This is a genomic window from Rhodococcus sp. EPR-147, assembly GCF_001647185.1.
GTDB lineage: Bacteria > Actinomycetota > Actinomycetes > Mycobacteriales > Mycobacteriaceae > Rhodococcoides.
On the sequence record NZ_LVCU01000382.1, the window covers coordinates 1 to 15,034 of the forward strand.

Annotated in this window: 2 protein-coding genes; both read right to left on the bottom strand. The window is 66.4% G+C overall.

Annotated elements, in window-relative coordinates; genetic code table 11:
• The coding region (locus A2J02_RS17090) for a non-ribosomal peptide synthetase (RefSeq protein WP_156516261.1) at nucleotides 1-4,015 on the bottom strand (4,015 nt) is incomplete at its 3' end.
• Between the two features lie 53 nt (nucleotides 4,016-4,068).
• Nucleotides 4,069-15,034: non-ribosomal peptide synthetase (locus A2J02_RS17095; protein ID WP_068051465.1), on the bottom strand; the 10,966-nt coding region annotated here is incomplete at its 5' end.

The following is a 15,034-nucleotide window of genomic DNA, read 5'->3' on the forward strand; positions in this document are numbered from 1 at the left end:
CCTTCGGGCGACCCGTCGAACCCGAGGTGAAGATGACGTATGCGAGGTTCTCTGCCCGCAGCGGTGCCGTCCGCTCCGCATCGGTCACCGGTGCCGACGAGAATTGCGACACGTCCACGGTGTCGATGTCCACCGTCTCCACACCCGAGAACTCGACGTGGTCTCGGGTGCTCGAGAGCACCCGTACCGGCGAGGCCGTGCTCACGATGTACTCGTTGCGCTCCGACGGCTGAGCCGGGTCGATGGGTACGTACGCGGCACCGGCCTTGGCGATCGCGTACATACCGACGAGCAACTCGATACTGCGACCGGCCGCGAGGCCGACCGTCGAATCGGTTCCGACACCCACGGACAACAGGTATCGCGCCAGGCGGTTCGCGCGCGCGTCGAGCTCGGCGTACGTCAGCCGCACGTCCTCGAACACCAGGGCCTGCGCATCGGGGGTCTGCTCGACGCGAGCGTCGAACTGCCCCACCAATGTTGTCCCGCCGGGGATCTCGTGTGCAGGCCCCGAACCGAACTCCAGCACCGAATTGCGCTCGACCGAGTCGAGCAGGTCGATATCGCCGACGGCTGCGGCAGGCGCTGCGGTGATCGCACGAAGAACACGAACGAACCGCTCACCGAACCGGTCCATCGTCGATTTCTCGAAGAGGTCCGCGGCATAGGTCAGAGCGACGGTCAGGCCCGCGGGCTCGGAGCCGGCCGGAGCCGAATCCCACAACGTCACCTGCAGATCGAACTTCGCCAGGTCTGCCTCGTAGTCGACCGCCGCGATGGTCAAGCCGGGAAGCTCCACCGACGTTCGGTCCAGGTTCTGGAACGTCAACATCACCTGGAACAGCGGGTGCCGTGCCTGCGAGCGCACCGGGGCCAACACGTCCACCAGACGCTCGAACGGCACCTCGGCGTGCGAGAACGCGGCGAGATCCACCTCACGGATCTCGCGCAGCAGATCGTCGAACGACGCCCGTGGATCGACTTCGGTGCGCAGCACCAGTGTGTTGACGAACATCCCGACGACGTCGTCGAGGGCCGCATCACCACGACCGGCGACCGGCGTACCGATACTGATGTCGTCGGCGGCCGCGAGCTTGGCCAACAGCACGGCCAGTGCGGCGTGCACGACCATGAACGTCGTTGCGCTGTGTTCTCTTCCGAGCTTCTCCAGCTCGCGGACCAGTTCGGCGTCGATCTCGAACGTGTGTGTACCGCCGTTGGTCGTGGCGACCGCCGGGCGGGGGCGATCGGTGGGTAGCTCCAATTGGTCGGGAGCACCACCGAGCTGGTGCCGCCAGTAGTTCTCCTGCGCCGAGATCAGCGAATCCGGATCGTCCTCGCTACCGAGGACGGCCCTCTGCCACAGCGTGAAGTCGGCGTACTGCACCTCGAGCGGAGTCCATTGTGGTTCCTGCCCGCTGGTGCGTGCCACATAGGCCGCCACCACGTCGCGGGTCAGCGGGCCCATCGAGAATCCGTCGGCCGCGATGTGGTGTACCACGAACGCGAGCACGTGCTCGGTCTCGGACGTTTCGAGAAGCACCGCCCGCAAGGGCAGCTGTACCGCCAGATCGAAGGGCCTGAGTGCGAACTCGAGCAGCACGGCGGGCACGTCGGCCTCGGTTGCCGTCGCTCGCTCCAGTTCCACTGTCACCGAATCCGATTCGAGCACCAGCTGGAAGCCGACACCGTCGTGGTCGGGGTAGACCGTCCGTAGTGACTCGTGCCGATCCAACACGTCGACCAAGGCCGACTGCAGGGCCGTGAAGTCGAGTTCTCCACTCAACGCGATGGCGACCGGGATGTTGTTGACAGCCGAGTCCGGCTCGAATCGGTTGAGGAACCACATCCGTTGTTGGGCAAGCGACAGCGGCACACGTTCGGGCCGCTGCTGCGCAACCAACGCCGGTCGCGCGTGCGTCGAGCCTGCGGCGTCGACTGCGGCGGCCAGTTCGGCGACGGTCGGTGCGTCGAAGAACGACCGCACATCCACCGCAGTGCCCAGCTCGGCGTTGACCCGCGCGATCACGCGGGTGGCATTGAGCGAGTTTCCACCGAGGACGAAGAAGTCGTCGTCGACGCCGATGCGGTCGAGGCCGAGGACGGTCTCGAAGATCGCGACCAATGCCGACTCGGTCTCCGTGCTCGGTGCGCGGTATTCCCGCGCCAGGGACGCGAAATCGGGCGCGGGCAACGCTTTTCGGTCGAGCTTTCCGCTGGCGTTCAGCGGAAACTCGTCCAGGACGACGAACACCGACGGCACCATGTACTCGGGCATGCGGCGTCTCACCGCGTCCGCGAGGCCGTCGTGGTCGAGATCGGGATCGGTACTGACGACGTAGCCGACGAGCTGTTGTTCCGACTGCTCCGACGAATGAAGCAGTACAGCCGCCTGGGTCACCTCAGGCTCGGCGAGCAGGGCCGATTCGATTTCGCCCAGCTCGATACGCAGACCGCGCAGCTTGACCTGGAAGTCGGTGCGCCCGATGTACTCGATGAGGCCGTCGCCGCGTCGACGCACCAGGTCGCCGGTGCGGTACATGCGGTCACCCGGCTCACCGAACGGGTCGGCCACGAACCGATCGGCTGTCAGGTCGGTGCGTCCGAGATATCCGCGAGCGAGCTGCACGCCCGCAAGATAGAGCTCACCCTCGACTCCACGGGGCGATCGCCGCAGTCCTTCGTCGAGCACGTACAGATCGGTGTCGTCGACTGCAGCGCCGATGGGAACCGAGGCTTCTTCCACCTGCTGGGTTCGGTAGTACGTGACGTCGACGGCCGCTTCGGTGGGACCGTACAGGTTGTGCAGTTCCGCGTTCGAGATCTCGTGGAACGCGTTGACGGTGCGCGCCGGAAGCGCTTCGCCGGAGGCGAACACCATCCGAAGCGAATCAGCCTGCACAGCAGTGGGTTCGGCGACGTACACCGAGAGCATGGAGGGCACGAAGTGTGTCACGCTCACGCCGCGCTCGCCGATGACGCGGGCGAGGTAGGCGGGGTCGCGGTGCCCCTCGGGCTCGGCGATCACGAGCGTGGCACCGATCTGCAACGGCCAGAAGAACTCCCACACCGATACGTCGAACGTGAACGGAGTCTTCTGCAACACGACGTCGGCAGCACTCATCGAGTACTCCCGCTGCCGCCAGGAGATGTTGGCGACGATGGCCCGGTGGCTCACCGCCACACCCTTCGGACGTCCCGTCGAACCGGAGGTGAAGATGACGTAGGCGAGATCGTCCTCGGTCAGGGCGGAGAGCCGATCCGCATCGGTGATCCGTCCTTCCGGCACATCGGTCAGGTCGAGCTCGTCGACGAGAACGGTGGCGGTGCCGTCGGGCAACTGCGGTAGGTCGTTCGTGGTCGTCAGGACCAGGACAGGTGTCGCGATGTCGAGAACGTAGCCGAGTCGGTCGACCGGATGATCCGGGTCCAACGGCACGTAGGCTCCGCCTGCTGCGGCGACGGCGTACATACCCACCAGCAGATCGAACGATCGGCGGATCGACAGTCCCACCGCTGAATCGGGGCCGACTCCACGTGCGATCAGCACGCGGGCGAGACGCTCCACCGAGGCGGCGAACTCGGCGTAGGTTCGCGTGTCGTCGCCGAAGACGAGGGCAGGTGCGTCCGGGGTGCGCTCGGCCTGATCGGCGAACAGCGCGTACAGCGTGGCGGCTTCGGGATGGGCGGAGCTCGACGTCGACTCGTCGTCGCCGAGAACCGACACCGCATCCGCGACGACGGTGGACACGACCGCGTCCAGACCACCCTCGGTGGCCTCGATGAGGCCTGCAAGCGTGTTGGACAACACGACCGGGACCAGCGCGTCGGGGCCGAGGACGCCCCCCATGGCCGCATCGAGGGTGGTGATCTCCTCGTCCAGGCGGGCGTAGGTCAGTTCCGTACCGAGGTGCGTGAGAGCTACGCGGTCGGGTTCGACCGCTGCGACGCTCCGAACCAAGCGCGGAAGGTCCTCGACCGTCAGAGCTGCATCGCTTCGACGTCCTACCGCCATCTACCTTTTCCTCCTGATCGATCCACGTGCACAACCGGCGAGCTCGGCATTCGTCACGACGACGCGATCACCGACTCCGCCCGTTCGATCAACGATGCCAGAGCGGTGTTCAGCCCCTCCGCACCGAGGGCGGGCAAGATCCCCGGAACCAGTGCCGACAGAGTGACCGTCACCAGAGCCTGCGGCTTCATCGCCGAGCCCATCGTTGCCGACATCTGAGCCAGTTTGGCGTGCAGAGCAGCGAAATCTACCGTCGTCGACTCGTGTTCGAGTGCCACCGCATCGGGTGCGACGGCCGCTGCGCGGGCAACGAGATCGGGCAGATCGTCCACCGTCTTGGGCTTGGTTCGCGGTGCGAACTCCGCCTTCTCCTCCTCGGAGAGGATGTCGATGGACCGCAGCACCACATCCGGATCCGAGACAACAGCGTTCAGAATCCGCAGCAGCCGATCTGCGAACGTCGCGATCGACGACTCGTCGAGGATCGCCGTCGCGTAGGTGAACGTCGCCTCGATGTCGCGCAGTGCTCCGGTGTCGTCGAATCGTTCGACGGCGGTCAGCTGCAGATCGAACTTGGCCTGGTCGTCGCCCGCGGGCAAGGCCTGCACGTGCAGACCCGGCAACTCGAACGATCCGGTCACGTGGTTCTGGAACGTCAGCATCGCCTGGAACAGCGGAGTGTAGGCACTCGACCGCGCCCGGCCCAGTGCGTCGACGAGCCGCTCGAACGGGACGTCGGCGTGGCCGAACGCTGCCAGATCCTTGTCCTTGGCCTGCTGCAGCAGCTCGGCGAACGTGCCGCCCTGATCGAGTCGAGTTCGCAGCACGAGCGTGTTGACGAACATGCCGACGAGCTCGTCGAGTTGCTGTTCACCGCGACCGGCAGTGGGTGTGCCGATGCTGATGTCGGAGGAGTTGCTCAGCCTCGAGAGCAGCACGGCGAAGGCACTGTGCACCACCATGAACGTCGTCGCGGAGTGTTCGCGAGCGATCTTCTCGATCGCCGATGCGATGTCGGTGCCGAACGAGAATTCGTACGAGGCACCGTGCATCGTCGGGCGAGGCGGTCGCGGCCGATCCAGCGGAAGTGCCAACTGTTCCGGCGCTCCTGCCAACTCGGTCGTCCAATACGCCAGTTGCTTCGCGAGTGGACTCTCGGGATCGTTCTCGCTGCCGAGCACGTCACGCTGCCACAGCGCGAAGTCGGCGTACTGGACCGGCAGCGGAGTCCATGCCGGCATCTCCCCCGCAATCCGAGCGGTGTACGCCACCATGACATCACGGATCAGCGGACCCATCGAGAAACCGTCGGCAGCAATGTGGTGTGCCACCACGGCGAGCACATGCTCGTTGTCGGCGACCTGCAGCAACGCAGCGCGCACCGGCACCGACTTCGTGACGTCGAACCCGGCACCGAGGGTCTCGGTCAGGCGGGAGATCACTGCATCCGGTTCCACCCGCTCGGGCGTCAGATCGACCCCTACCTCGGCGACGGAAACGATCTGCTGCACCGGCCCGTCCACAGAATCGGGGTACGCCGTGCGCAGAATTTCGTGGCGCCCCAGAACGTCGTCGAATGCCCCACGCAGGGAGTCGACGTCGAGTGCGCCGGTCAGCCGGACCGCGACAGGAATGTTGTACGCCGAGGAACCGGGGTCGATCCGGTTGATCGTCCACATTCTTTCCTGAGCGATCGAGAGTGGAAGCAGATCGGGCCGCTCACGAACGGTCAGTTCTCGGCGCGCACCGCCCCCGACGAGCGGGGCGATGTGGGCGGCCAGGCCTGCGACGGTCGAGGCCGCGAACACAGCTCGCACCGGGATCTGGGCGTCGAGAGCCTGGCCCAGCCGCGAGACCAATTGCGTTGCGACCAAAGAGTTTCCGCCGAGCGCGAAGAAATCGTCGTCGAGTCCGGCACGGTCCAGACCGAGCAGTTCCGCCACGGTGGCCGCGACGATCTCTTCGACCGGAGTGACCGGGGCGCGGAACTCGGCAACCTCGAACTGCGGTGCCGGAAGTGCCCGTCGATCCAGTTTGCCGTTGGCGTTGAGCGGAAGGGCATCGAGGACGACGAACGCTGCCGGAACCATGTACGACGGCACGGCGCGGGCGAGTTCGGCTTCGACACTCGCCACGTCGAGTACTGCTCCGGACGTACCGACGACGTAGGCGACCAACTGGTCCCCCATCGATTCGCCGGAGTGCACCACGACGGCGGTGTCGGCCACCGTCGCCTGTGTGCGCAGGGCTGCCTCGATCTCACCGAGTTCGATGCGGAAGCCGCGAATCTTGACCTGGAAATCGGCACGCTCGATGTATTCGAGGCGGGCCGCCGCGGGTGCGTCGTCGACGAGCGGAATCCGCCAGCGCACGAGGTCGCCCGTGCGATACATCCGCGTTCCGTTCGCGTCGAACGGATTCGCGACGAACCGTTCGGCGGTCAGGTCTGCTCGGCCGAAATATCCTCGCGCCAGCTGCGCACCGGCGAGATAGAGCTCTCCCGTGACTCCGGCAGGAACCGGATGAAGGCGCGAGTCCAGCACGAACACGGCGGTGTTTGCCTCGGGCACGCCGATCGGCACGGTGACGGTGTCGGCATCGGTGACCGGATGCGAGGTCACCGACACCGCAGCCTCGGTCGGGCCGTAGAGGTTGAACAGCTCGGTGGAACCGTTGTGCCGCCGGAAGTCCTGTGCCACCGCTGCGGGTAGTGCTTCACCGATGGCCAGGACACGTCGCAGATCGGGTGACAGCTCGCCCGCGGCAACGGTGCCGAGCATCGACAACATCGACGGCACCAGATGCAACGTCGTCACCGCGTGCCGACGGATCAGCGTGAGCAGGTAGTCGGGATCGCGATGACCCTCCGGGTTCGCGATGACGAGTCGCCCACCCGAGGTCAGTTGCGACCAGAACTCCCACACCGACAGGTCGAACGTCGCTGCGGTCTTGAGCAGAGACGCATCGGTTCCGTCGAGGCCGTACTCCGCGCGCAGCCAGTTCAACTGGTTGACCACTGCGCCGTGCGAGACCGCCACGCCCTTGGGCCGGCCGGTGGAGCCGGACGTGAAGATGACGTAGGCCGTGGTGTCGGCGGAGAGTTCACCGCAGCGCTCGGAGGTCTCGACCGGCGCGGACGAGTAGCCCTCGAGATCGAGTTGCGCCAGATCGACGACCGTTGCTGCAGAGGAGATCTCCGGGCCGACAGCACCGGATGTCAGTACGCACAGCGGAGCTGCGGTCTCCAACACGAGCGCGTTGCGCTCGGCCGGCTGATCCGGATCGATCGGAACATAGGCACCTCCGGCCACGGAGACGGCGTACATGCCGACGAGCAGATCCACCGAACGCCGAATGGCAAGCCCCACCGGCACTTCGGGTCCGACACCCAGACCGATCAGATGACGGGCCAGACGCGACACCCGCTCGGAGAACTCGCCGTACGTCAGTGTGCCGTCGTCGTGCACGAGTGCAACGGCGTCACCGTTGCGCGCTGCCGAGCCCGCGAACAGATCGGCGAGCGTGGTGCCATCTGCCGAATCGAACTCGCGGTCGGTGTCGTTCCATTCCTCGACAATGGCGGGCAGCTCACCGTCGAGGAACAGATCGAGATCGCCGATCGGGGTCGACGGTGCCGCTGTGACAGCGTCGAGCACGGCCTCGAACCGGGCTACGAGCGAACGCGCGGTGCGCTCGTCGAACAGGTCGGTCGCGTAGGTCAACAACGCATCGGCCCCGCCCGACGCCTCGTCGCCGCTCGATGCGTCGGAGACGATCAGATGCAGGTCGAACTGCGACGTTCCGGTCTCGGTGTCCAGGGCCGAGATATCCAGTCCGTCGAGCTCGAATTCTCGGCGCGCGAAGTTCTGGAACGAGAAGCCGACCTGGAACAGCGGGTGACGCGCCGTCGACCGGGTGGGGTTGACGACCTCGACGAGCCGCTCGAACGGTATGTCGGAGTTGGCGAAAGCCTGCAGATCGGTTTCCCGAGCCGCGTCGAGGAGGTCCTCGAAGCTCGCACCGCCCGCCACGTCGAGCCGCAGCACCAACGTGTTCACGAACATCCCGACGAGGTTCTCGATCTCCGCTTCGCCGCGACCCGCGATCGGAGTTCCGACGACGATGTCCGACGATCCCGACATGCGCGAGAGCAGCACGGCGAACGCCGCGTGCACGGCCATGAACACCGTCGCGTTACGTGCGCGTGCCAGTTCGGTCAGTCGAGCGTGCGCGGCTGCGTCGATCCGGAAGTCGACGCGGCTGCCCCGGAAGGTCTGCTCGGCGGGTCGCGGGCGATCGAGCGGTAGTTCGATCTGCTCGGGCAGCTCGGCCAGAGCGCTTTCCCAGTACCGAATCTGCTGCGCAGCAATCGATTCCGAATCCTCCTCGGATCCGAGAACCTGGCGTTGCCACAGCGCGTAGTCGGCGTACTGCACCGGCAACGGCGCCCACGCCGGATCGGAACCACGGGTGCGCGCGGCGTATGCGGTCATGACGTCGGTGGACAGCGGCATCACCGACAGACCGTCGGCGCTGATGTGGTGGATGACCATGCCGAGTACGAATTCGGTGTTCGAGACTCGGAAGAGTGCGGTCTTCAGCGGAACCTGGGTGGTGACGTCGAACGTCGCCGACAGGAGCTCCAGAACCCGCGCGGTCACCGACTCCGCGTCGGTGTCGATCACCTCGAGAGTGGTGGGCACCTGGGACATCGGCACGATCACCTGATGCGGGCCTTCGGGTGAATCCGGGTAGACCGATCGCAGAGTCTCGTGACGTTCGATCACGTCGGAGACGGCACGCTGCAACGCGTCGACGTCGAGACGCCCGCTGAGCCGAAGCGCGAACGGGATGTTGTACGCCGTGGACTCGGAATCGAAGCGGTTGAGGAACCACATCCGCTGCTGCGCGAGCGAGAGCGGCACTCGGCTCGGTCGCGTCGATGCCACCAGCGCCGGACGCGCGCCTGCGCCCGAACCCTGCTCGACCCGCGCTGCCAGAGCCGCGACGGTCGGGGCCTCGAACAGTGCGCGGACGGGGACAGTGGTGTCCGCTGCGGCTCCCAGCCTGGACACCACCTGCGTTGCCACCAGCGAATTGCCGCCGAGCTCGAAGAAGTCGTCGTCGAGACCGACGCGCTCCACTCCGAGAACCTCGGCGAACACGTCGGCGACCATTTCCTCCACCGGAGTGGTCGGTGCTCGGAACTCACGTGCGCGCGCGGCCGGCTCGGGCAGCGCTCGTCGGTCCAGTTTTCCGTTGCCGGTCAACGGAATCGCGTCGAGGACCACGAACGCCGAGGGCACCATGTACTCGGGAAGGTGCTCCCCGATCGCTGCCCTGACGACGTCGATGTCGATGGTCGACTCGGCCGCGGGCACGACGTAGGCAACCAGGCGTGCGGCACCGGGAGTGTCCTCGCGCACGATCACCGCGGCCTGCCCGACGGCAGGAGCGGACGCGACGGCGGATTCGACCTCGCCCAGCTCGATTCGGAAACCGCGGATCTTGACCTGATCGTCGGCGCGACCGACGAATTCGAGTTCGCCGTCGGTCGACCACCGTGCCACGTCGCCGGTGCGGTACAGGACCGATCCGTCGCCTGCGAAGGGATCGGCGACGAACCTCGTCGCGCTCAAACCGGCTCGGCCGAGATACCCGCGCGCAACCTGACCACCGGAGACGTACATCTCCCCCGGTACGCCTGCGGGTACCAGCGACAGCCGCGAATCCAGTACGTAGACCGAGAGCCCGGAGATGGCGCGTCCCACCAGAGATCCCGAAGCCTGCGCTGCGGACTGCGCGTCCACGACGCGATGCGAGACGTGGACGGTGGTTTCGGTGATGCCGTACATGTTGACCAGTTGCGGGGATTCGTCGCCGTGACGATCGAACCAACCGGCCAGTCGTCGCAGTTCCAGCGCCTCGCCACCGAACACGACGTACCGCAACGAATAGTCGCCTGTCGAGCCTGCGGTCCGATCGACCTGATCGAGCTGGTAGAACGCCGACGGAGTCTGGTTGAGAACGGTGACACGCTCACGAACGAGCAGCTCTCGCAATGCTTCCGGCGACCTGGAGGTGAAGTAGTCGACCACGACGACGCTGCCGCCGGTGGTGAGCGGGCCCCACAGTTCCCACACCGAGAAGTCGAACGCGAACGAGTGGAACAGCGTCCACACGTCGCCTCGACCGAAGTCGAAGTGCCGCTCGGTGTTCGCCAACAGCCGTACGACGTTCCGATGCGGAACGAGTACGCCCTTGGGCTTGCCCGTCGAGCCCGAGGTGTAGATCACGTACGCCGTCGCAGCCGCGGTGGCCGGAATCGGCTCGGCCACCGACACGTCGCCCACCGTCGAGGCGGTGTCGATATCGATCCGGGGAAGCGCTGCGGGGAGCTCCACGTCCACACCGGTCCACGTCAGGACGGCCACCGGACGAGAATCGGTGAGTACGAACTCGATACGGTCGGCCGGGTAGGACGGATCGATCGGAACGTAGGCACCGCCGGCTTTGAGCACCGCGAGCAGTGCGACGACGAGATCGGCGGTACGCGGCAGCACGACGGCCACCAGCGACTCCGGCCCGACCCCCTGGCCGGCGAGAATTCTCGCCAGTGCCGTCGAGGACTCGTCGATCTCTCGGTAGCTCCTGGAGGCACCCTCGAACACCACTGCGGGAGCGTCCGGGTCCTCGGCCACCCGAGCGGCGAAGAGATCGACGATCGTGTCGAGCGAATCGGCAACGGCAGGCGCGTCCTGGGCGAGTGCGAGAACACGGCCGCGTTCGGCGTCGTCCATCATGGGGACGTCGCCGATTCGCTGACCCGGATCGCTTGCCACGGACTCGAGGACGCGGATCAGGCGTTCCCCGATCACACGCGCTGTGCTGTCGTCGTAGAGATCGCGAGCGAAGGTGACGTCGACGGTCATGCCGCCGTCGACGTGGTTCTCGGTGAACGTGAACTGAACGTCGAACTTGGCCGTCTCGACGTCGAGATCGACTCCGCGCACGCTCAGGCCGGGGAGTTCGAGCTCGGTCTGCTCCATGTTCTGCACGGTGAGCATCACCTGGACGAGCGGGTGCCGAGCCGCCGACCGCGGTGGGTCGAGTACCTCGACGAGCCGCTCGAACGGCACCTCGGCGTGGGCGAACGCCGACAGGTCGGTCTCGCGTGCCCGAGCCAGCAGCTCGGTGAAGGCGCTGCCGTGATCGATGTCGGTCCGCAGCACCAGCGTGTTGACGAACATCCCGATGACGTCGTCGAGCGCGGCCTCACCGCGTCCTGCGACCGGAGTACCGATCGCGATGTCGGTCTCACCGGACAGCCGGGCCAACAGCACGGCGAGCGAGGAGTGCAGCACCATGAACAGTGAGCTCTGGTTGGCGCGGGCCACGTCGCCGAGGCGTCCGTGCGTGGCTGCGTCGAGGGCCAGCGTGATGTTGCCGCCGCGATACGACGACCTGTCCGGGCGGGCGCGATCGCCGGGGAAGGTGACCTCGTCCGGCAGCGACGCCAATGCCCTCGTCCAGTGCCGAATCTGGTTCGAGACCGGTGACGACGGATCGTCCTCGGAACCGAGAACGGCCTGCTGCCAGAGGGTGTAGTCGACGTAGCGGACGGCGAGCGGAGCCCAACCGGGCTCGGTGCCCGCGCTCCGGGCCGCGTACGCGACCATCAGATCCCGAGTCATGGGGCCGATCGAGAAGCCGTCTGCAGCGATGTGGTGGGTGACGAACGCCAGAACGTGGCGGTCCGAGCCCAGCTCGAACAGCGCAGCACGCAACGGCGGCTCCGCGGTGACGTCGAACCCGCCCATGGCCAGCGCCGCCAGCGCCGCCGGCAGTTCGGCTGTGGTGGTCGCAGTCGGCATCAGATCGGGAACCACCCGCTCCGCCGGAACGATCACCTGGGAGGCCACACCGTCGACCTCGGGGTAGACCGTTCGCAGCGACTCGTGCCGCTCGATCACGTCGGCCACTGCTGCGCGCAGAGCGGGGATGTCGAGATTGCCACTGAGCTCGATGGCGACGGGGAGGTTCTCCGTCGCGGACTCCGGGTCGAACCGGTTGAGGAACCACATCCGGCGCTGCGCGAGCGAGAGCGGCACCAGATCCGGCAAGTCGGTGCGCACCAACGGAATTCGACGGCCCGAACCCGAGAGCTCGTCGAGCTTGGCCGCCAGGGCGGACACGGTCGATGCCTCGAAAATCGTCCGAACGGTCACCGTGGTGTCGAGTGCCGCGCCGATTCTGGACGCCACTCTCGTGGCGACGAGGGAGTTGCCGCCGAGCGCGAAGAACTCGTCGTCGACACCGACCACATCGATGCCGAGAACATCGCGGAAGACCTCTGCCACAACGGTTTCCGACGTGGTGGTCGGTGCACGGAACACACGCTGCTCGATGTTCGGCTCCGGCAGAGCGCGACGATCGAGCTTGCCGTTGGGCGTCAGTGGCAGCGCGTCGAGTACGACGGTCGCGGCCGGGACCATGTAGCTCGCGAGCGAACGCGACGCGAACTCCGTCAGTTCGGCGACGTCGACGGTCCCGCCGACCGTGGGTACGACGTATGCGACCAGCTGATCGCCCGCGGCAACGGTCTGCCGAACCAGTACGACGGCGGATTCCACGGACGGATGCTTGCGCAGCACGGTCTCGATCTCGCCGAGTTCGATGCGCAGTCCTCGAAGCTTGACCTGGAAGTCGGTGCGGCCCAGGTACTCCAACCGTCCTGAACCGGGGGACGCCGCGCGCCAGCGCACCAGGTCACCGGTGCGGTACATGCGCGAGCCCGGTTCTCCGAACGGGTCGGGAAGGAATCGATCGGCCGTCAGGTCCGTTCGTCCGAGATATCCGCGGGCCAGTTGAACTCCGGCGAGGTACAGCTCCCCGGCAACCCCAGGAGCGACCGGAGACAGTCGAGCGTCGAGGACGTACGTTCTGGTGTTCCACACGGGGACACCGATCGGGACGAGGTCGACGTCCGCCTCCGTCACTGCGTGGTAGGTGACGTCGACGGCCGCCTCGGTGGGGCCGTAGAGGTTGTGCAGAGCCACGCCCGGCAGGACGCGACGGAGCCTATCGCCGACCTCGGCGGGCAGCGCCTCTCCTGATGCGAACAGCGTCCGCAGAGAGCCAGCCGCAGGCGACGGCGCAGCTGCCACGACGGAGACGAAGACCTCGAGCAACGAGGGTACGAAGTGCGCCGTGGTGACCGACTGTGCCTCGATCGTCTCGAGCAGGTGCTGAGGGTCACGATGGCCGTCGGGCTTGGCGATGACCAACGTGGCGCCGATCTGCAACGGCCAGAACAGTTCCCACACCGACACGTCGAACGTGACGGGGGTCTTCTGCAGCACCACGTCATCGGGGCTCAGCTCGTACTCCGACTGCATCCACAGCAGGCGGTTGACGATCGCCTCGTGTGAGACGGCCACGCCCTTGGGCTGCCCGGTCGAACCCGAGGTGAAGATGACGTAGGCGGTGTTGGACGGTGCGAGCGCACTGATTCGGTCCGCGTCGGTGATCGGTGCATCGGAGAAGCCGGACAGATCGAGGGTGTCGATATCGAGCACCTCGTAGCCGTCGGCTTCCACCGCGTCACGTGAGGTGGTCAGCACGCAGACCGGTTCCGCGGTTCCGAGAATGTGTGCGATCCGCTCGGTCGGCTGGTCCGGATCGATCGGTACGTACGCACCGCCGGCGGCGATGATCGCGTGAATGCCGACGAGGAGTTCCACCGAGCGACGGGCAGCGATGCCCACCGCGCTCTCGGGTCCGACACCGCGGGCGATCAGGAACCGCGCCAGACGGGAGACCCGTTCCTGGAATTCGCCGTAGCCGAGCGTGTCGCCCTCGAAAATCAGTGCGGCGGAGGTCGAGTCGACCTGTCCGGCGAGCGAGGCCAACGTCTGTGCCCGGTCGAGCTCGTGCGCGGTGTCGTTCCACTCCACCAGCACCCGACTGCGTTCGACGGGCTCGAGCAGCTCGATGTCGCCGACCACGGTCGAGAGGTTGTCGGCGACGGCTTCGAGAACAGTGATCAACCGATCGCCAAGCGTGACAACCGTGGCTTCGTCGAAGAGATCGGTGGCGTAGGTGACGTCGACGACCATGCCCTGTGGGGCACCGGCCGGACCGATCGACTCGACGAACGTGAACTGCAGATCGAACAGTGCGACCAGCGTCTCGAAATCGACACCGGAGACCGACAGTCCCGGCAGTTCGAGATCCTTCTGTCCCAGGTTCTGGAACGCGAGTACCACCTGCACGAGGGGATGCCGAGCCGTGGATCGGGCGGGGTTGAGAATTTCGACCAGCCGCTCGAACGGTACGTCCACGTGGGCCAGAGCCGACAGGTCGGTCTCGCGGGTGTCGGCGAGAACCTGGTCGAATCGCCGTGACGTGTCGGTCTCGGTGCGCAACACCAGCGTGTTGACGAACATGCCGATCAAGTCGTCGAGGGCGGCCTCACCGCGACCGGCGACCGGGGTGCCGATCGCGATGTCGGCCTCGCCGGACAACCGCGACAGCAGTACGGCCAACGAGGTGTGCACCACCATGAACAGCGAGGCGTTCTCTGCTCTGGCGGCATCGATCAGCGCGCGGTGCAGATCTTCGTCGATGGAGAAGCGTACGAGCGCGCCACGGTTCGACGCCACGACAGGCCTCGGTCGGTCGGACGGCACGTCGAGCTGATCCGGAAGGCCGGCCAGCGTGGCTGTCCAGTAGTCGATCTGCTGCGAGACGACCGACTGCGGGTCGTCCTCGGAACCGAGTACTTCGCGCTGCCAGAGGCTGTAATCGGCGTAGTCGACGGGCAGCGGAGACCAGAAGGGCTCCTGGTTGAGCGAGCGAGCCGCGTACGCGTTCATCACGTCTCGGGTGAGCGGGCCCAGTGAGAACCCGTCGGCCGCGATGTGGTGGACGACGAACACCAGCAGGTGCTCGGTGGGGCTGACCTCGAAGAGCCTGGTTCGGAAGGGCAGGTCCTTCGACAGGTCGAATCCGGTGGTC